This window comes from Diaminobutyricibacter sp. McL0608 (genome assembly GCF_039613825.1).
Lineage (GTDB): Bacteria > Actinomycetota > Actinomycetes > Actinomycetales > Microbacteriaceae > Diaminobutyricibacter.
This window is the reverse complement of record NZ_CP154826.1, coordinates 1,214,163-1,231,792: the sequence shown is the minus strand read 5'-3', so window position 1 is coordinate 1,231,792 and position 17,630 is coordinate 1,214,163. Positions and strand designations below refer to the sequence as shown.

At 66.9% G+C, this 17,630-nt stretch carries 18 protein-coding genes and 2 pseudogenes; 9 read left to right on the top strand and 11 right to left on the bottom strand.

The annotated features are described in order from the left end of the window. Positions 1-8 precede the first annotated feature (8 nt). Together AAYO93_RS05700 and AAYO93_RS05695 are read left to right on the top strand one after the other, a co-directional pair. On the top strand, positions 9-611 hold the full coding sequence (locus AAYO93_RS05700; protein WP_345764822.1) for a carbonic anhydrase: 603 nt from the start codon (positions 9-11) through the stop codon (positions 609-611). Positions 612-688: 77 nt separating this feature from the next. Next, positions 689-2,095 carry a class II fumarate hydratase gene (locus AAYO93_RS05695; protein WP_345764037.1) on the top strand — a complete coding sequence of 469 codons (1,407 nt, stop codon included), beginning with the start codon at positions 689-691 and terminating at the stop codon, positions 2,093-2,095. A 110-nt stretch (positions 2,096-2,205) separates the two neighbouring features. Here the strand turns inward: AAYO93_RS05695 and AAYO93_RS05690 are convergent, their stop codons facing one another. The 4 genes from AAYO93_RS05690 to AAYO93_RS05675 all read right to left on the bottom strand — a co-directional run bounded on the left by AAYO93_RS05690 (position 2,206) and on the right by AAYO93_RS05675 (position 6,450). After that, the gene (locus tag AAYO93_RS05690) at positions 2,206-2,754 is read right to left on the bottom strand and encodes an A24 family peptidase (RefSeq protein WP_345764036.1); all 549 of its coding nucleotides are present in this window, start codon (positions 2,752-2,754) and stop codon (positions 2,206-2,208) included. A gap of 119 nt (positions 2,755-2,873) precedes the next feature. Further along, a complete protein-coding gene (locus AAYO93_RS05685; RefSeq protein ID WP_345764821.1) occupies positions 2,874-4,172 on the bottom strand; it encodes a PhoH family protein in 1,299 nt (432 codons plus the stop codon). A gap of 317 nt (positions 4,173-4,489) precedes the next feature. Next, complete coding sequence (locus tag AAYO93_RS05680; protein ID WP_345764035.1) at positions 4,490-5,623, bottom strand: aminotransferase class V-fold PLP-dependent enzyme; 1,134 nt, start codon at positions 5,621-5,623, stop codon at positions 4,490-4,492. Between the two features lie 41 nt (positions 5,624-5,664). Next, a complete protein-coding gene (locus AAYO93_RS05675) occupies positions 5,665-6,450 on the bottom strand; it encodes an isoprenyl transferase (RefSeq protein ID WP_345764034.1) in 786 nt (261 codons plus the stop codon). Positions 6,451-6,525: 75 nt separating this feature from the next. On the opposite strand from AAYO93_RS05675, the gene trhA reads away from it, so the two are divergent. Further along, positions 6,526-7,332, top strand: coding sequence for a PAQR family membrane homeostasis protein TrhA (trhA, locus tag AAYO93_RS05670; protein ID WP_345764033.1), 807 nt, complete (start codon positions 6,526-6,528; stop codon positions 7,330-7,332). A 26-nt stretch (positions 7,333-7,358) separates the two neighbouring features. On the opposite strand, the gene AAYO93_RS05665 is transcribed toward trhA, so the two are convergent. Further along, a complete protein-coding gene (locus tag AAYO93_RS05665; protein WP_345764032.1) occupies positions 7,359-7,667 on the bottom strand; it encodes a hypothetical protein in 309 nt (102 codons plus the stop codon). 179 nt (positions 7,668-7,846) lie between these two features. Here AAYO93_RS05665 and AAYO93_RS05660 point away from each other — a divergent pair, with 179 nt between their 5' ends. Both AAYO93_RS05660 and greA read left to right on the top strand, forming a co-directional pair. Then, on the top strand, positions 7,847-8,242 hold the full coding sequence (locus AAYO93_RS05660; RefSeq protein ID WP_345764031.1) for a DUF4307 domain-containing protein: 396 nt from the start codon (positions 7,847-7,849) through the stop codon (positions 8,240-8,242). 115 nt (positions 8,243-8,357) lie between these two features. Beyond that, positions 8,358-8,849 (top strand): transcription elongation factor GreA, encoded by a 492-nt coding sequence (gene greA / locus AAYO93_RS05655; RefSeq protein WP_345764030.1) that lies wholly within the window; start codon positions 8,358-8,360, stop codon positions 8,847-8,849. A 75-nt stretch (positions 8,850-8,924) separates the two neighbouring features. On the opposite strand, the gene ilvA is transcribed toward greA, so the two are convergent. Continuing rightward, positions 8,925-10,184, bottom strand: coding sequence for a threonine ammonia-lyase (gene ilvA, locus AAYO93_RS05650; RefSeq protein WP_345764029.1), 1,260 nt, complete (start codon positions 10,182-10,184; stop codon positions 8,925-8,927). Positions 10,185-10,234: 50 nt separating this feature from the next. Then, a complete protein-coding gene (locus AAYO93_RS05645; RefSeq protein ID WP_345764028.1) occupies positions 10,235-11,473 on the bottom strand; it encodes an AI-2E family transporter in 1,239 nt (412 codons plus the stop codon). Positions 11,474-11,591: 118 nt separating this feature from the next. On the opposite strand from AAYO93_RS05645, the gene AAYO93_RS05640 reads away from it, so the two are divergent. Further along, on the top strand, positions 11,592-12,797 hold the full coding sequence (locus AAYO93_RS05640) for a winged helix-turn-helix domain-containing protein (protein WP_345764027.1): 1,206 nt from the start codon (positions 11,592-11,594) through the stop codon (positions 12,795-12,797). A 33-nt stretch (positions 12,798-12,830) separates the two neighbouring features. Here the strand turns inward: AAYO93_RS05640 and AAYO93_RS05635 are convergent, their stop codons facing one another. Together AAYO93_RS05635 and AAYO93_RS05630 are read right to left on the bottom strand one after the other, a co-directional pair. Beyond that, positions 12,831-13,721 carry a M48 family metalloprotease gene (locus AAYO93_RS05635; protein ID WP_345764026.1) on the bottom strand — a complete coding sequence of 297 codons (891 nt, stop codon included), beginning with the start codon at positions 13,719-13,721 and terminating at the stop codon, positions 12,831-12,833. Positions 13,722-13,733: 12 nt separating this feature from the next. Continuing rightward, the gene (locus AAYO93_RS05630; RefSeq protein ID WP_345764025.1) at positions 13,734-14,300 is read right to left on the bottom strand and encodes a LemA family protein; all 567 of its coding nucleotides are present in this window, start codon (positions 14,298-14,300) and stop codon (positions 13,734-13,736) included. 133 nt (positions 14,301-14,433) lie between these two features. On the opposite strand from AAYO93_RS05630, the gene AAYO93_RS05625 reads away from it, so the two are divergent. Then, on the top strand, positions 14,434-15,099 hold the full coding sequence (locus AAYO93_RS05625) for a TetR family transcriptional regulator (protein WP_345764024.1): 666 nt from the start codon (positions 14,434-14,436) through the stop codon (positions 15,097-15,099). Between the two features lie 4 nt (positions 15,100-15,103). Here AAYO93_RS05625 and AAYO93_RS05620 read toward each other — a convergent pair whose 3' ends face one another. Next, positions 15,104-15,259 (bottom strand): hypothetical protein, encoded by a 156-nt coding sequence (locus tag AAYO93_RS05620; protein WP_345764962.1) that lies wholly within the window; start codon positions 15,257-15,259, stop codon positions 15,104-15,106. On the opposite strand from AAYO93_RS05620, the pseudogene AAYO93_RS05615 reads away from it, so the two are divergent. Both AAYO93_RS05615 and AAYO93_RS05610 read left to right on the top strand, forming a co-directional pair. Beyond that, positions 15,192-15,858: pseudogene (locus AAYO93_RS05615) on the top strand (ABC transporter ATP-binding protein). The gene AAYO93_RS05620 and the pseudogene AAYO93_RS05615 overlap by 68 nt on opposite strands. Continuing rightward, a pseudogene (locus AAYO93_RS05610) lies at positions 15,855-16,588 on the top strand (ABC transporter permease). The pseudogenes AAYO93_RS05615 and AAYO93_RS05610 overlap by 4 nt, the downstream one beginning before the upstream one ends. 316 nt (positions 16,589-16,904) lie before the next feature. Here AAYO93_RS05610 and AAYO93_RS05605 read toward each other — a convergent pair. Continuing rightward, positions 16,905-17,606, bottom strand: a complete 702-nt coding sequence (locus AAYO93_RS05605) for a hypothetical protein (RefSeq protein ID WP_345764023.1) — start codon at positions 17,604-17,606, stop codon at positions 16,905-16,907. Positions 17,607-17,630: the final 24 nt, after the last annotated feature.

The following is a 17,630-nucleotide window of genomic DNA, read 5'->3' as shown; positions in this document are numbered from 1 at the left end:
GGGATGCCATGCTGCGCGGAAACGAGCGTTTCGTCACCGGCGCACCCGAGCATCCGAGGCAGGACGCCGAGCGACGCGAGGTGCTGGCCGCATCGCAGTCACCGCTTGCAGCGATCTTCGGCTGCAGCGACTCCCGGCTCGCCGCAGAGATCATCTTCGACCTGGGGCTCGGCGACGCCTTCGTCGTGCGCAACGCCGGGCAGGTCATGTCCGAATCGGTGCTCGGTTCCCTCGAATACGCCGTCGAAGTGCTCCACGTTCCGCTCATCCTCGTGCTCGGGCACGACGAATGCGGTGCCGTTCGGGCAGCGATCGAGTCGCAGTCGACCGATGCGCAGCCGCTTCCGCCGCACATCGCCAACCTGATCGCCCCGATCGTCCCGGCTGTCCGGCGCGTCACCCACGCCTCGCCGGAGAAACCGATCGAGATCGCAGACGTCGACGCGAGCGAGGTGGGCCGTGAGCACCTGCGTGACACGGTCGCCGAGCTCCTGCAGAGCTCCGAGCTGATCAGCTCTGCCGTCGCGGAGGGGAGGTTGGCTATCGTTGGTGCCAACTACCGCCTCCAGGAAGGTCGGGCCGTTCCCGACATCGTCGTCGGACTGGTCTGAGAACCGGCCGGCTCAACTCGCGCGTCCCGCACGTGCATCCCGCACAGCGCGAAGCGCCCCAGAAAGGAAAACACACCGTGGTGGACACCCCGGCTCATGCCGAGTACCGCATCGAACACGACACGATGGGCGAGGTCCGCGTTCCGGCCGGCGCCCTTTACGGCGCCCAGACACAGCGTGCAGTCGAGAACTTCCCGATCTCCGGATCCGTTCTCGAGCCCGCGCAGATCGCTGCTCTCGCCCGCATCAAGAAGTCGGCTGCCCTGGCCAACGCCCGCCTCGGCGTGCTCGACCAGACCATCGCCGATGCGATCGCAGCCTCCGCCGACGAAGTCGTCACCGGAGTGCACGACGGCGAGTTCCCGATCGACGTCTACCAGACGGGGAGCGGCACCTCGTCGAACATGAACATGAACGAGGTGCTCGCGACGCTCGCCACACGGCGGCTCGGCAGCCCCGTGCACCCGAACGACCACGTCAACGCCTCACAGTCGTCGAACGACGTCTTCCCGACCTCCGTGCACGTCGCCGTGACCGGTGCACTCATCGACGACCTCATCCCGGCACTCGACCACCTCGCAGTCGCCCTCGAAGAGAAGGCCACGCTCTGGGCGACGGTCGTCAAGTCGGGACGAACCCACCTGATGGATGCGACACCCGTCACCCTCGGCCAGGAGTTCGGTGGCTACGCGGCCCAGATCCGGCTCGGCATCGAGCGCGTCCAGTCGGCGCTGCACCGCGTTGCCGAGGTTCCGCTCGGCGGCACCGCCGTCGGCACCGGAATCAACACGCCGCTCGGCTTCCCGCAGCTCGTGATCGAACTGCTCACGCAGGAGACCGAGCTGCCCATCACCGAGGCACGCAACCACTTCGAGGCGCAGGCGAACCGCGATGCGCTCGTCGAGGCGTCCGGTGCGCTCCGCGTCATCGCAGTCAGCCTCACGAAGATCTGCAACGACCTGCGCTGGATGGGGTCCGGCCCGAACACCGGACTCGGTGAGCTCAGCATCCCCGACCTGCAGCCCGGATCGTCGATCATGCCCGGCAAGGTCAATCCGGTCATCCCGGAGGCCGTGCTCATGGTCGCCTCACGTGTCATCGGCAACGACGCATCCATCGCCTGGAGCGGTGCGTCGGGCAGCTTCGAGCTCAACGTGGCCATCCCCGTGATGGGCACCGCGCTCCTCGAATCGATCCGCCTTCTCTCGCAGGGTGCTCGCGTGCTCGCCGACAAGACCATCATCGGTCTTGAGGCCAACGTCGACCGCGCTCGGGCGTTCGCCGAGTCGTCGCCGTCGATCGTCACTCCGCTGAACCGCGTGATCGGCTATGAAGCGGCCGCCAAGGTGGCCAAGCACGCGGTCGCGAAGGGCATGACCATCCGCGAAGCCGTCATCGATCTCGGGTTCGTCGAGCGCGGTGAGGTCACACTCGAACAGCTCGACATAGCACTCGACGTGCTGAGCATGACGCACCCCGGCTGATCCGGGCTCTCCGCCACAGTGACTGCGGCGGTTCGACACGTGTGCGCACGTCTCGAGCCGCCGCAGTCGTTCCAGACTCGGGCAGTCGTAGCCGAACACCGCACACCCGCTCAGACAGCCGCCGCGAGCGCGACGGCCCCCCAGAAACCGCCGAGCATGAACGGGCCGAAAGCGACCTGGTCGTCACGTCGCGCGCCGTCCACGACGACCGTGGCGAGCGCGACGACCCCCGCGACGACGAATGCCGACACAGACCCGATCAGCGCGACCCACGGCCCGAGCGAGCCGAGCACCAGGCCGAGCACCGCCGCCAGCTTCACGTCGCCCATCCCCGCCGCACCGCACAGCGCAGGCGCCAGCAGCACCGCAGCGTAACCGGCTCCCCACCCGACGGCCGTCACGAGATCTCGACCCGCGAGCGCTGCGAACGCGACACCGGTGACGGCGAACCCGAGCCCCGGGACGACGAGCGCGTTCGGCAGCCGGAACTCGGCGCGATCGATGCGACACAGCTCGCCGGTGACCAGTGCGAGATACAGGAGCGGCGCGGCGACCGTCAGCTCACCGTCGGCCGCACGCCAGCCGACGACCGCGAGGCAGGCCGCGAGCGCGAACCGGGTCATCCCGTCCATCGCTCGCCTCGAACCCGTGCCGCGCATCCGGAAACGCTATCGAGATCTCCCCCAGCCGCGCAGAATCCGTCCACAGGCAGCCCCCGTACGGCGAACCGCCCCCGATCCTGAGGGAGCGAGGGCGGTTCGATCAACCGGGCGGCGACTCAGGTCAGCTCGTTGCCTTCCAGCATTTCGGTGACCAGGGCGGCGATGGCCGACCGCTCCGATCGGGTCAGCGTGATGTGCGCGAACAACGGATGCCCCTTCAGCGTCTCGATGACGGATGCGACACCGTCGTGGCGGCCCACGCGCAGGTTGTCGCGCTGCGCCACGTCGTGGGTGAGCACGACCCGCGAGTTCGTGCCGACGCGACTCAATACCGTCAGGAGCACGTTGCGCTCCAGCGACTGCGCCTCGTCGACGATCACGAACGCGTCATGGAGCGAACGACCCCGGATGTGCGTGAGTGGCAGCACCTCGAGGATCCCGCGATCCAGGACTTCGTCGAGGACGTTTTGCGAGACCAGGGCGCCTAACGTGTCGAACACCGCTTGCCCCCACGGGTTCATCTTCTCGCCCTGGTCTCCGGGCAGGTAGCCGAGTTCCTGCCCGCCGACCGCGTAGAGCGGCCTGAACACCATGATCTTCTTGTGCTGGTTGCGTTCGAGCACCGCTTCGAGACCCGCGCAGAGTGCGAGCGCGGACTTCCCCGTTCCGGCTCGACCTCCCAGCGAGAGGATCCCGATCTCGGGGTCGAGCAGCATGTCGATCGCAAGGCGCTGCTCCGCCGACCGCCCGTGCAGACCGAACACGTCGCGGTCGCCGCGGACGAGCTTGAACGTGCGCTCCCCGGTCACGCGCCCGAGGGCGGAACCGCGATCGGAGTGGATGATGAGGCCCGTGTTCACCGGCAGCTCTGCGACGAGCGGTGAGCGGGCGGTCTCCTGGTCGTACAGGTCGGCCATCGCATCCGAGCCGAGCGTGATCTCGGCGAGACCGGTCCAGCCGGAGTCGACGGCGAGTTCGGCGCGGTACTCCTCGGCGGCAAGACCGATCGAGGCGGCCTTCACGCGCAGCGGCAGGTCCTTCGAGACGACTGTCACCGCCAGACCGTCGTTCGACAGGTTCAGCGCGACTGCGAGGATGCGCGAATCGTTGTCTCCCAGCTGGAGCCCGCTCGGCAGCACCGACATGTTGGAGTGATTGAGCTCGACGCGCAGCGAGCCGCCGTCGCCGACCGGGATCGGGAAGTCGAGCCGCTCGTGCTTGATGCGCAGTTCGTCGAGGTTGCGCAGAGCCTGGCGGGCGAAATATCCGATCTCCGGGTCGTTGCGTTTGCCTTCCAGCTCACTGATCACCGCGACCGGAATGACGACAGCGTGCTCGGCGAACCGGAAGATCGCCTTCGGGTCAGACAACAAGACCGAGGTATCCAGGACATAGGTACGCTCGGTCTGATCGATCTGTTCAGTTGTCTCTTTCGAGTCCCGCCGTTCGGTTCCGTTCTCCTGGTTTCCAGCTGGCTGTCGGGTTTCTAGTTCGGCCACAACCACTCCCACCCCGACCGCCGCGAGAGCGGTCGGATTAAGTTGGCGAGTCGGCCGGTTCGTAACGAAACGAACTTACGTGGCCGTCTCGACCGGGCGCCGTGCCCGATAGTGAGAAGGTACGTCCGCTCCGCGAAACGGCGGGTGAGACACGCCTGCTTTTCAGGTTACGAACAGATGAAGTGTGACCCCAGTTGAGGGCCTTGCGCGGTCGCCCGGTTCGTGTGGGCGGGCTAGTACGCGCTCGCGTACGAGGTGAACGCCGCCCGCAGCATTTCGAGCGTCTCGTCGCCGGTGCCGGCGTGGATGCTGAGGCGGATGCTCTGGCCGCGGCCGGTCGCAGTGATTCCGTGGTTGAAGAGGGATGCTGCGAGCACCGTCATCTGCTCCGGCTGCGGTTCCAGGACGACTATTCCGGCGCGCTCATCGGCGCTTCGCGACGATCCGACGGGGATCGCGAAGTCGTCGGCGAGGTCGAGCACGCTCTCAACGCGGTCGGAGATCGCGGCGTTGATGGCCGGAACCCCCACCGCAGCGATCTCTTCGAGCCCGGCCGAGAACCGGGCCTGTGCGATGAAATCCGGGTTGCTCACGCTGAACGCCTTGGCCGTCTGGCTCGGGTCGACGACCGTGTCCCATGACTCGGTCACGTCGGCTCCGGTGAAGCCGCTGAAGACGGGGGTGAGATGGTCGAGCGCCCGCTCGCTCAGAGCGAGGAAGCCGGTTCCCCACCCGGCGCGCACCCACTTCTGGCCGCCGCCGACGACGACGTCCGCCACTTCGAAAGGCGCGTCGACCACGCCGAAGCCCTGGATGGCATCCACGATCAGCAGCCGGTCGCCGATGACCTGGCGGATGCCGTCGATGTCGGTGAGGTAGCCGGTGCGCGAATCCACCAGGCTCACGGCGACTGCCGCCGTGCCCTGCGTGATCTGCTCCCTGATCTGCCCGGGTGTCACGCGCCCGTGGTCGGTCTCGAGCCAGGTCGGCGTGACGACGTGGAGTGCCTGGGACGCTCGGACGGCGGCGAAGGTGACGCTCGGGAACTCACCGGCCGACAGGAGGACTCCCCCGGTCATCCCGAACATCGCCTGCATGAGGCCGGTGCTGGTGTTCGGCTGGAAGACGACCTGCTCAGCATCGAAGCCGGTCAGCGTCGCAACCGCCTCGCGCACACGCTGGTCTTCGCGCCGCATCCCTTCGACACTGCCGAACCGTCCTTTGGCGAGGATCTCGTTCTGCCCGGTCGCTTCTGCGAGCACCGACGCGGACAGCGGTCCGACCCGGCCGTAGTCCAGGTAGCCGGGCTCCTCGCGGAAGCCCGCGGCGAACTCTTCGACAGCGATCATCGTTTCCTCCGCGCTCATTCTGACAGCCAGAGGGCACGAGGGATGCTCATTCGAGCCGGTCAGCTCCCATATCGGCGCTGGCGGCGCGAGTAGTCGCGCACCGCCCTGAGGAAGTCCACCTCGCGCAGGTCGGGTCCGAGCGCCTCCACGAAATAGAACTCGCTGTGCGCGCTCTGCCAGAGCATGAAGTCGCTGAGGCGCTGCTCGCCCGACGTCCTGATCACGAGGTCGGGGTCGGGCTGGCCGCCCGTGTAGAGGTGTTCGCCGATCAGGTCGGGGGTGAGCAGGTCGGCGAGGGTTTCGAGACTGCCGCCTTCTGCGTGATGCGCCGCGACGATGCTGCGCATCGCATCCGTGATCTCTTTGCGGCCTCCGTAGCCGACCGCGAGATTGATGTGCAGGCCTGTGTTGCCTGCCGACCGCTTCTCTGCCGCGACCAGGGTCTGCACCAGCGGTTCGGGAAGCCCTGCGGTCGAACCCACGTGCTGGACACGCCAGTTGCGGTAGTGCGAGAGATCTTCGGCGAGCTCCGCGATGATCTCGATCAGGTCGGAGAGCTCTTCGCTCTCGCGATTGGTGAGGTTATCCGACGACAGCAGGTAGAGGGTGACGACCGAGATCCCGAGATCGTCGCACCATTCGAGGAACTCGCGCATCTTCGCCGCGCCCGCGCGATGGCCGTGAGCGACGGTCTCATGGCCCGCCAGACGGGCCCAGCGCCGGTTGCCGTCGATGATCATCGCGACGTGGCCGGGCACCACGTCCTTCGTGAGTCCTCTGCGCAGCCGGTTCTGGTAGAGACCGTAAAGCAGCCCGCGCCCCAGGGATGTCCGCTGCTTCGTCACACTTGTACGTTACCGCGAGCGAGCGCTGCACCAACTCACAGGGTCGCGGCCCCGCCTGTCCCGTACTCTTGCAGCATGAACCCCCGTAAGACCCCCGAGACCGAGGATGTCGCCGAGCTCCTTCGCGAGCCGACGTCCGCTCTGGGTGCCGCGGATGCCGCGGTCAAAGAAGACGAGGAACGCGGGCCGGATCTTCCGAACATCCCGCTGCTCGACGCGTCGGCGGCGAACGTCGCCGACATCAAGCCGACCTGGCGGGGCTGGATCCACGCGGCTACGTTCCCGGTCGCGATCGCCGCGGGAATCGTCCTCATCACGCTTGCACACGGGGCGCCCGCGAAGTGGTCATCGGCCGTGTTCATGCTGACCTCGATGCTGCTCTTCGGCAACTCGGCCCTCTATCACCGTTTCAACTGGCAGCCGCGTATGAAGGTCATCCTGAAACGCATCGACCACGCCAACATCTTCCTGCTGATCGCGGGAACGTACACGCCGCTCGCGATCCTCGCGCTCCCGCCATCGAAGGGCATCCTGCTGCTCTCCCTGGTGTGGGCGGGCGCCCTCCTCGGCATCGGCTTCCGCGTCTTCTGGATCACGGCCCCCCGCTGGCTCTACGTGCCGATCTACCTCGCCCTCGGCTGGGCGGCGATGATGTACATCGTCGACCTGCTCGACGCCAATGTGGCGATGATGGTGCTGGTGATCGTCGGCGGCCTCCTCTACACCGCGGGCGCCATCATCTACGGCCTGAAGAAGCCCAACCCGTGGCCGGGAGTCTTCGGGTTCCACGAGATCTTCCACACACTGACCGTGCTGGCGTTCCTCTGCCACTGGACGGGAGTGCTGCTGATCGCGCTGCACCCGGTCTACAACGTCGGCTGAGCCGCGCGCTGCCCGCGGCTCGCTAGTCAGCGAGAGTCGTCGGGCTTCTCAGTCGAGGGCCCGGACGTGTCGTCGCCGCCGGCCTTCGGGTCGACGTCCTCGTCGAGGGTGCGCAACTGCTCCTCGTCGAGCAGCTGCCGGATCTCATCGCGGTAGCGGACACGCCGGATGCGGCGCACCATGTCGAGGATGAGCAGCACGACCACGACCGCGATGAGGAAGGTGATGATGAAGCCGACGAAACCGGGCGTGACCGTGTCCGGGTTGAAGTCGGGTGGCGTGGTCGGCGTCGGCGACGGCGTGGACGCTGCCGTCAGCAGAAGGGCTGCGATCACGCGATGTTCTCGATTCCGGCGAACGGGTCGGTCTCAGGCATTTCCGTCTTCACTTCTCGCGGGCCCTTCGTGGAGCGGCCGTGGTTCTCAGGAATCTCTCCTAGTCTTGATATCAAGCCTAACCGTTCGGAACGGCGCACCATTTTCACGGGAGTATCAGTGCTGGGAGAAGCATGGCTGTGACTGAGCAGCTTGCCGAACGCTATGGTCGGACGCGCAATCGGTCGCGCCGCGACCGCTGGTGGATCATCGGCATCGCCCTCGCCTTTGTCGCAGTCTTCACGGCGTGGGTCCTCTGGGCCGGACTCGACGGCTCGTCCGGCAATCTCGAGGCGACCGACACAGCCCACACCATCGTCGACGACCATTCGGTCAGCGTGACCTTCGCCATCAACACACCTCCAGGCACGCCCGTGACGTGCGCAGTGCAGGCGCTCGACGAGAACTTCGCGATCGTCGGATGGAAAATCGTGTCGTACCCGGGCGCCGCGCAGCGTGTGACGAGCCATACTGAGATCATCAGAACGACTGAGCTGAGCAACACCGGTTTGATTTCGAGCTGCTGGCTGACTTAAGCTCTTCTGAACGCCCTGACGGATACGTCGGGGCGTCGACTTTAAAGTCGGGAGTTCGCAGCCCGACCGTCCATCACATCCGGGGGCGACCCCGGATGGCGCAAAGGAGTTCAGCATGTCTCAGGAGACTCAGGTCACCTTCTTGACCCAGGATGCTTATGACCGCCTCGCGGCCGAGCTCGAGGAGCTGAGCGTCAACGGCCGAAACGAGATCGCCAAGCGAATCGAGGCCGCGCGCGAAGAGGGAGACCTCAAGGAGAACGGCGGATACCACGCCGCGAAAGACGAGCAGGGCAAGATCGAGGCCCGCATCGTGCAGCTCACCGTGCTGCTCCGCCATGCTACGGTCGGCGCAGCCCCGGAGAGCCACGGCGTCGTCGAGCCGGGCACCGTCATCACTGCGGACATCGCCGGTGACGAGAGCATTTTCCTCATCGGCAACCGCGAGATGGCTTCGGGTAGCGACCTCTCGGTCTACAGCGAGCAGAGCCCGCTGGGCTCCGCCATCCTCGGGCTCAAGGTCGGCGAATCGACGAGTTACACCGCGCCGAACGGCCGGGAGATCGCAGTGACCGTCACCAAGGTCGAGACGTACGGGGGGCAGTAAACCTCGCAAGCGTAGCTTGCTCGGCGCTAGCGTCGCGGCGTCGCGATGCGACGCTCCAAGCTCCAGCGCGCTGCCTCACTCGTAGTCGACGACCGGGTCGTATCCTGCCGCCCGCAGCGCCTCGATGACGAGCTGCCGGTGCTCGGTGCCGCGGGTCTCGACGCTCACGTCCAGTTCAACCTGGGTGAGCTGAAGGTCATGACCGTGGCGAGTGTGCAGCACCTCCACGACGTTGGCGTTCGCCTCGGCGAGCAGTTCTGCAATGCGCGCGAGCTGGCCCGGGCGGTCGGGAAGCATGATGGTCAGCTTCAGGTAGCGATCGGATGCGGCGAGCCCGTGTCCGATGACGCGCTGCATGAGCAGAGGATCGATGTTGCCGCCGCTGAGGATCGCGACCGTCGGCCCGGTGGGTGCGATCTTGCCCGCGAGGATCGCGGCGACCGATACCGCGCCGGCCGGCTCGACGACCATCTTGGCGCGCTCGAGCAGTACGAGCATGGCGCGGGCGATGTCGTCTTCGCTCACCGTGACGACTTCGTCGACGGTGTCGCGGATGATCTCGAAGTTCAGGACGCCCGGCTTGCTGACCGCGATGCCGTCCGCGATCGTCGCCACCGAGGAGATCTCTGTGGGCTCCCCTGCGGCAAGTGAGGGCGGGTAGGCCGCGGCGTTGGCCGCCTGCACGCCGATGACGCGGATCTCGCGCCCTTCCTTCGCCGCCCGCAGTTTGACCGCGGTCGCGACACCGGAGATGAGCCCGCCGCCTCCGATGGGGACGACGATCGTTGTGGCATCTGGGACGTCGTCGAGGATCTCGAGGCCCAGTGTCGCCTGGCCTGTCACGACGTCCTTGTGGTCGAACGGTGGGATGAGGACCGCCCCGGTGTCGGATGCGAATTGTGCGGCAGCGCGCAGAGGCTCCTCGACCGTGTCGCCCCGGAGCACCACATCCGCCCCGTAGTCGCGGGTGGCCTGCAGCTTCGGAATGGCGACACCGCGTGGCATGAAGATCGTGGCGGCGATTCCAAGATTGCGCGCGGCGAACGCGACGCCCTGGGCGTGGTTGCCGGCGGATGCCGCGACCACTCCACGCTCACGTTCTTCGGGGGTGAGCTGTGCGAGTCGGTTGTACGCCCCGCGGATCTTGTACGAGCCGGTGCGCTGGAGGTTCTCGCACTTGAGGTGGACGGGCGACCCCAGCACTTCTGCGAGGTATCGCGACGTCTCCATCGGCGTGTGTTCGACGACCCGGGAGACGACGTCGCGAGCGGCCTCGATCTCATCGAGTGTCGGGCCTGCGAATGGGGTGCGCGTCGTTCCGGTCAGGGTAGCCACCGGCCCAGTCTATTGGCGTTCATATTCCCGGGAAGGCATGGCGTCAGGCCTCAGCGCGGCCGGCGGGTGGGCCGCGGAACGGTCTGCCAGAGCACCGGGATGGGTTGGACGAGGGATGGGTCGCTGGGAGCGCCGGAGCGCCAGACGCCGCTGGAGACGTACTGCACCATCACATTGAGGACGGCTGCGAGCGGCACCGCGAAGAGCGCCCCGGGAATGCCGGCGAGGAGCGACCCGGCCGCCACGACGAGGACGACGGCGAGGGGGTGCACCTTGACGGCAGTGCCCATGATGAACGGCTGGAGCACGTGGCCTTCGAGCTGCTGGACCCCGAGCACGACGATCAGCATGATCACCGCGAAGAACCATCCTTTGAAGATCAGGGCGATGAAGACGGCGAGCGTGCCGGTCAGTACCGCGCCGACGATCGGGATGAACGAACCGAGGAACACGAGGACGGTGATCGGGATGACGAGCGGCAGCCCGAGGAAGAAGGCACCGAGCCCGATTCCCACGGCATCGATCGTCGCGACGAGCACCTGGACTCTGACGAAGCTCGTCAGCGTGACCCAGCCGGCGCGTCCGGCACCGTCGACGGCGGCGCGGGCATTGACCGGGAAGATGTGCACGATCCAGTTCCAGATGCCTTTGCCGTCGATCAGGATGAAGATCAGGCTGAACAGGGTGAGCAGGAGGCCCGTGAGTACGTGAGCCAGCGATGTGCCGATCGACAGGGCACCGGAGATGAAGACCTGGCTGGACTGCTGGATGGCGGAACCCAGCTGCTTGAGGTAACCATCGATCTGGTCGGGCGTGAGCCCGAGCGGCCCTGTCGTCAGCCAATCCCGGAACTGGTTGTAGGCGGCGACGCTCTGGACGCTCAACGAATGGGATTCCCGGGTCACCTGCCAGACAGCGAGATAGAACAGTCCGCCGATGACGACGACCAGCGTGAGGATCGCGGTCACGATTGCGATCCACCTCGGCCAGTGGTGCCTGTGCAGAAACGCTGAGAAGGGCACGAGGAGGGCCCCGATGAGCACCGCGATCAGCAGCGGGATGACGATGAGGCTCAGCTGGATCACCAGGAAGATCAGAACGGCGATCACGGCGCCGATCGCCAGGAGGCGCCACGACCACGCGCCGGCGACCCTCACGCCCCGCGGCAGCGACTCCTCGACCGGGCCCGGCGTCGTCACCGTCGCCACGCCTCGGCGGCGCCCCGCGAAGAGTCCCCCGCGCGGCCGATCAGGTCCGTTTCCTGCGTCTGTTCCGTCGGTCGTAGCCACCCGGCAAGTCTACGGGGCGGCACGTTTACGGGGTCAGTACGAGCCCACCGATCTGGATCACGAGCGGTGATCCTCCTTTCCGAGCCGCTGTCGGTCGCTGACGCTAATGTCGGAGGCGATGGTTGAGAAGATTTCGTCCTCGGGCGCGCGCCGCATCGCCCTCGCTGCCCAGGGCTTCGGGCGGCCACGCCCGGCGAATGTCGGCACCCGACAGCTGAACGGCCTGATCGACCGTCTGAACCTGCTGCAGATCGACTCGGTGAACGTCTTCGAGCGCAGTCACTACCTGCCGGTCTTCGCGCGTCTCGGCGCCTACGACAAGGCGCTCCTCGACCGGCTCACGTTCGAGGCCAGGGCACCTCACACCGAATACTGGGCGCACGAAGCGGCGCTCCTCCGGCGCGACGACTGGCCGCTGTTCCGCTGGCGGATGGCCGACTATCGACGGCAATACGGCGATCCCGAAGACGGCTGGTTCCAGAGCAATCGGTCGACCGTCGACTGGCTTCGCGCGGAGCTGGCGGCGAACGGACCCCTCGCGGCCGGCGAGATCGAACACGATGCGAACACGCGCACTGGGCCGTGGTGGGGCTGGTCCGACGTCAAGCGGGCTCTCGAGTACATGTTCTACTTCGGCGAGGTGGCCATCGCGGGTCGCAGTCGGTTTCAGCGGCGCTACGCCCTCGTCGAGAACGTGATCCCCGGCGAGATCCTCGATCGGCAGGTCGACGAGGCCGACGCGGTTCGCGAACTGGTGCGACGGGCGGCCGTCGCCCACGGGATCGGCACGCTGGGAGACCTCGCGGACTACTTCCGCATCAAGCGCGCACCGGCCGCCGTGGCGGTCCGCGAGCTCGAGGAGTCAGGCGAACTGCTTCCTGTCACTGTGAGCGGCTGGGAACGGAACGGCAAGCCCGTTCAGGCGTGGTTCCACCGGGATGCCCGCCGGCCGCGCCGACTCGAGGCGACCGCTCTGCTCTCACCCTTCGACCCCATCGTCTGGTACCGCGACAGGGCGCTTCGAATGTTCGACTTCCACTACCGCATCGAGATCTACACGCCCGAGCCCAAGCGGGTCTACGGCTACTACGTGCTGCCGATCCTGCTCGATGACCGGATCGTCGGGCGCATCGACCTCAAGAACGACCGGCAGTCGGGCGTTCTGCGGGTACAGGCTGCCTGGACCGAACCGGATGCTCCCGCCGAGACCGCCGAACGGGTCGCCGCCCTCCTCCACGAGACGGCGGCATGGCAGGGTCTCGGCGAAGTGACCGTCAGCGGTCGCGGCAATCTGGCGCCGGCGCTTGCGAGCGCGCTGCGCTGACGCGCGGACCGCCATCCGCGACGCCGATTGCTCCTAGAAGGTGCTGCCCATCTTCTCGAGACGGTCTACCCGCTCCGGAATCGGAGGGTGCGTGCTGAACAGGCGGCTCATCAGGCTCGGCTTCAGGGGCTCTGCTATCCACAAGTGCGCCATCGACGAATTCTGGCGACGCATCGGGCGCCCGTAGTCCTGGAGCTTCAGCAGTGCGCTGGCCAGCGCATCCGGGTGACGCGTGGTCATCGCACCCGTCGCATCCGCCAGGTATTCGCGCTGGCGCGACACCGCGAGTTGCACGAGGGTCGCGACCAGCGGAGCGATGATCATGGCGACCAGGCCGAAGATGAAGACGACCGGGTTGCCTCCCCCACCGTTGTTGTTGTTATTGCGGCCGCCGCCGAAGAAGGCCATGCGCAGGAACATATCGGCGATGAAGCCGACCGCAACGGTCAGTCCGAACACGATCATCGACAGCCGGATGTCGTAGTTGCGAACATGCCCGAGTTCGTGGGCCATCACCCCTTCGAGTTCGGGGTCGGTCATGATGTCGAGAAGTCCGGTCGTCGCGGCGACTGCGGCATGCTGCGGGTCGCGGCCGGTGGCGAAAGCGTTGGGCGCCGGGTCGTTCACGATGTAGACCTTCGGCATCGGGGTGCCCGTCGTGATCGACAGGTTCTCGACAACGTTCCACAGGCGCGGGTTGTCGGCCTTCTGGATCTCGATCGCGCCCGCCATGCTCAGCGCCTGGCTGCTTGCGAGGTAGTACTGGAAGACCGCGTACAGCGCTGCCACCACGAGAGTGATGATGACGATCGCCGTGTTGTTGTAGATGACGGCTGCAAGCCAGCCGAGGCCGCCGATGATCAGCAGGAACAGCAGGATGGTGATGACCGTGTTGCGCTTGTTCCTGGCAATTGCTCTGTACATTGCCGCCCGCCGCTAGAACTGCACGCGGGGTGGTTCGGCGATCGCTGCGAGGTCGCCCACTTCGAAGAAGTCGCGCGCGTTGAAGCCGAGCCGCTTGGCGAAGATGCTGTTCGGGAACACCTTGATCTTGGTGTTCAGCTCGCGAACGCCGCCGTTGTAGAACCGGCGCGAGGCCTGGATCTTGTCTTCGGTGTCGACCAGGTCGGCCTGCAGACGCAGGAAGTTCTGGCTCGCCTGCAGCTGCGGATACGCCTCGGCGACCGCGAAGATGCTGCGCAGGGCTGTCTGGATGTGGTTCTCAGCCACCGACGCCTCAGCCGGCCCCTGCGCGGACAACGTCTCGGCCCGCGCCTTGGTCACGGACTCGAAGACCCCGCGTTCGTGGGCCGCGTACCCCTTGACCGTCTCGATCAGGTTGGGGATGAGGTCGGCACGCCGTTTCAGCTGCACCGTGATGTCGCTCCACGCCTCGTCGACGCGAACATTCAGGGTGACCAGGGAGTTGTAGGTGGCCCACAGGTAGATCCCGATGATCGCGACGATCACGACGACGATGATGACCGGGATGAGCCAATCCATGGCAGAAACTCCTTGACTGTGAGGCGCTATCGTGCGCGATTCTCATCCTATCTGCGGCGGACCCGGCTCCCACGGGCTTCCCACCACACTCAAAGCAACTCCTTCGCAAACGGGCAGTACTACGCTCTGTCTCGTGAGCGATGCGACGGAGGCGACGCCGAGACGCAGGCGCGGCCGACCGCGCGCCGGAACACGGTCGGGCGCGTCGGGCAAGGCCGCGATCATCCGCGCCGCTACGGACGAGTTCGCCGAACGCGGCTACGAGGCCGCCTCGCTGCGCGCGATCGCGCGGCGCGCGGGAGTGGATTCCGCACTGGTCCACCACTACTTCGAGGACAAGGCCGACCTCTTCACCGCGACGCTCGAAGCGCCGCTGCGGCCGGATCGCGTAATCACGGTGATCCTCGCCGGCCCGCGCGACGAGGTCGGCACGAGCATCGTGCGATACCTGCTCGAGCAGCTCGACGACAAGAAGGCGCAGGCGCGCATCGTGGCCATCCTGCGGACAGCCGTCGGAAGCGGACCCGGCAGCCGCATGCTGAAAGAGTTCCTCGTCCGCGAGGTCTTCCAGCGTCTGGCCGCGGCGAGCGGGAGCGACGACGCCGACCTGCGGGCCAACCTCGCGGCCTCCCAGCTGGTCGGTCTCATGCTGACCCGTTTCGTGCTGAGACTCGAGCCGATCGCGAGCACACCGACCGAGGAGCTGGTGCGGCGGATCGGACCGGTCGTCCAGTGGCACCTCTTCGGTGCAGGACAAAGTCTGCGCACCCTTGACGCGGAAGCTCCCCTGAGCGAATAATTCATCACATGATGAATTCGTCGGATGCCGCTGTCGTCATCGACGCACTCCGCGTTCGCCGCGGCAGCCAGCTGGTGCTCGACGGCCTCTCGCTGACCATCCCGCGCGGGCAGGTGATCGGTCTGCTCGGGCCGAGCGGATGCGGCAAGACGACGCTCATGCGCTCGATCGTCGGGGTCCAGAGGATCACGGGAGGTTCGGTGACGGTACTCGGCGATGTGGCGGGGTCCCCGATCCCTCCGCCACCGCGTCGGCTACGTCACGCAGTCGGCGAGCGTCTACGACGACCTCACCATCAAGCAGAACCTCTCCTATTTCCGGAGCGTCCTCGGGGCGCCGAAGGACGACATCGACCGGGTGATCGAGGCGACGGACCTCGGGTCGAGCGCATCCCAGCTCGTTTCCACACTGTCGGGAGGCCAGCGCAGCCGCGTCTCGCTCGCGGCAGCGCTCCTCGGCAATCCCGAAGTCCTCATCCTCGATGAGCCGACGGTCGGACTCGACCCGGTGCTGCGCGTCGACCTCTGGAACCTGTTCCACCGCCTCGCGGGAGTCGGCACGAGCCTGCTCGTCTCGAGTCACGTCATGGATGAGGCCACACGGTGCGACCGCCTCCTGTTGATGCGCGACGGCGAGATCCTGGCCGATGAGACGCCGGCCGGCCTGCTCGCCGCCACCGGCGCCGACGATACCGAGAACGCCTTCCTCGCGCTGATCAGACGGCATCCGAAGCACCTCGAGGAGGGAGCGGAGCGATGACCTTCAGGCGCACCTTCGCGACCGCCGGCCGCGTGCTCTCGCAGATCCGCCACGATCCGCGCACCATCGGGCTGCTCATCGTCGTGCCCAGCCTCCTCATCGGACTGGTCGCGTGGATCTTCACGGACACCGACACGTTCCAGACGATCGGCCCGGCCATGCTGGCGCTGTTCCCCTTCGTCGTGATGTTCCTGGTCACCAGCATCACGACACTGCGAGAACGGCGCACCGGCACGCTGGAACGGCTGCTGTCGATGCCGATGGAAAAGGCGACTTCATCCTCGGCTACACCCTCGCATTCGGGTCGCTCGCCATCGTCCAGTCGGTCGTCGCAGTCGGGTTCGCCGTCTGGGTGTGCGGCCTCACCATCAAGGGCAGCATCTGGCTGCTGCTCGCCGTCGCGCTCGCCGACGCGATCCTCGGCACGACCCTCGGGCTCTTCGCGAGCGCGTTCGCCCGGACCGAGTTCCAGGTCGTGCAGTTCATGCCGCTCATCGTGTTCCCGCAGATCCTTCTCGGCGGGATCTTCATCCCTCGCGACCAGCTGCCGCAGGGACTGGAGATCCTCAGCGACTGGCTACCGCTGTCGCACGCCATCGATGCCCTCAACGCGGTGGCGACCGACTCGCACGACGCCGCCTACATCGGGGGCCAGCTGCTGATCATCGGCGCCTTCGCGATCGCGGCGATCATCGTCGGCTCGCTGACACTGCAGCGTCGCACCGCCTGAGCGCACCCGGCGACGACCGCGCCCGAACGGCGTTCGGTTGCCAATACTCCGGCATCGAACGCGATCGGTCGCCAAAAGATCGGCAACCAATCTGAAGGCTGCCGCCGCCACTCACGCCGAACACCGTTCGGTCGCCAAAAGATCGGCACCGAACGCGATCGGTCGCCAAAAGATTGGCAAACACTCTTGCGGGAGGGCAGTACCCCGCCGGACGACGCTGTGGCGTCGACCTCCTGAGTGCCCGACACCAGGAGGCTCGACGCCACAGTCGTTCGCTGCCGTCACCCGCGGTCGGTCGGGTGGCAGCAGAGCTTCGCTACGGACAGCCCCAGTATCCCGACGGGGTCAGCACGAGCGTTGCGCCGGGGCAGGGTCCGCACCCGGTGTTGTCCGGCCGTGTCGATGACACACCGGGCGCATAGTGCGGGGCGGTGGCGGCGTGCGTCGTCACGCTGCCGCCACCCCCCGAGTAGTCGGTCATCGCCTCGCGTCGGCTCGCGGAGTATTCGGAAGCGGCGATCGCAGCCGCCCGTGCCGCGGCGGCTGCCGCGAGCCTCTGCTGTTCCGCGCGTTCCCAGGCTGCGACCGAATCGGTCACTGCCTTCTCCGATTCGCGCAGGCTCATCACTGCGCCGAGGAGACGATACGCGGAGGAGCCACTGAGCGCCGTCACGGATGCGATGGCTGCGGCGAGCGCGTTCCGTCCAGCCGGGGCGGCCTTGCCTGCGCTCGTGGCCAGGATGTGCCGGGCGCGGTCCACTTCGGCCTGGGCGACGAGCGTGGCGGCGGCCAGGCGTTCGGTCGCGGCGCTCGAGCGCAGGGTCGCCACAGCGTCGACATGCGCGGTTCCGAGTGCCGTGACGGCTGCGGCGCGGGAAGCGTCGCGGGCGTCGACGACGCGGGATGAGATCGCTCCGGAGGTCGCTGTCACCACGAGGGCGGCCACGACGGACGCGGCGAGCACGGCGACGGCGCGGCGTGCCAGCGCGGTCAGGTGGTGCATCGTGCAGTCGGACATCCGGCCCTCTCCTAAAAGTTGAAG